The organism is Vibrio qingdaonensis (genome assembly GCF_026191675.1).
Lineage (GTDB): Bacteria > Pseudomonadota > Gammaproteobacteria > Enterobacterales > Vibrionaceae > Vibrio > Vibrio qingdaonensis.
On the sequence record NZ_JAKRRY010000137.1, the window covers coordinates 1 to 814 of the forward strand.

An 814-nucleotide genomic window follows, 5' to 3' on the forward strand; every position below is an offset into this window, starting at 1 on the left:
CAGCACTTCTTCGCAATGGCTAAGCCATGATTACTGCTACCCAACAAAGAAGGCTCTGCACAAGTCTTAAGGTGGTAGTGCAACCAATTTTGATACTGGCTTTCTGACAAAGCGTTAATAGAATCACCTATGTAACGAACAAAACCATCAGTCGCGATATGATTTTCAACCTTGAACTGAAATTGAGTCGTTAGCTCTTCAATTTCAGTTGGAGTAGCAAAATAAGCTGTCCTAAAGAACTGATCAACGTGTGGTGTTGAAACTATGCCCATTTCATAAAGCTCATTTAAAGTATCAGCGCTTACTAGCTGATCAGACATCTTTGCGAGAAGGCCAGCAACGAAGAAACGACTGATATAAGCAATAGCGACGATACCACCGACTTTTAAGATTCGTTGGGCTTCAGCCAACACCTTTTCCCGCTCGGGTTTACTCTGAATATGGTACAAAGGACCAAGGATAAGAACGATATCTTGTGAGTCGTCTGGGATAAAACCGACATCAGTTGCATTTGATTCATGTACTTGTAAATCAATTGACTTAGAGTTCGAGTTAGCGATTAATTGTGAAACAAGTTCTGGAACTAACTCTACCGCTGTTACCTCCAATCCCTTGTGGGCATAGTAAAGTGAGTACCTGCCAGTAGCAGCACCAAGCTCTGTAAGCTTAGCGCCAACGTGAATATATGGATTCAGTTTGTTAACTGTCGTGTCAAATTCAACACGCGTAATATTTTGGGACAGCAGGCGCTGCTCTTCATCAAAATTTGAATAGTATTCCATGTACTCTTTTTGCACGACTTCCTCCTGTGCTG

The 814-nt window shown here is 41.9% G+C and carries 1 protein-coding gene; it reads right to left on the minus strand.

The window, feature by feature from the left end:
• On the minus strand, nt 1–797 hold a 797-nt coding region (locus MD535_RS25700; RefSeq protein WP_265678122.1), incomplete at its 3' end, for a class I SAM-dependent methyltransferase.
• Between the last annotated feature and the right edge of the window lie 17 nt (nt 798–814).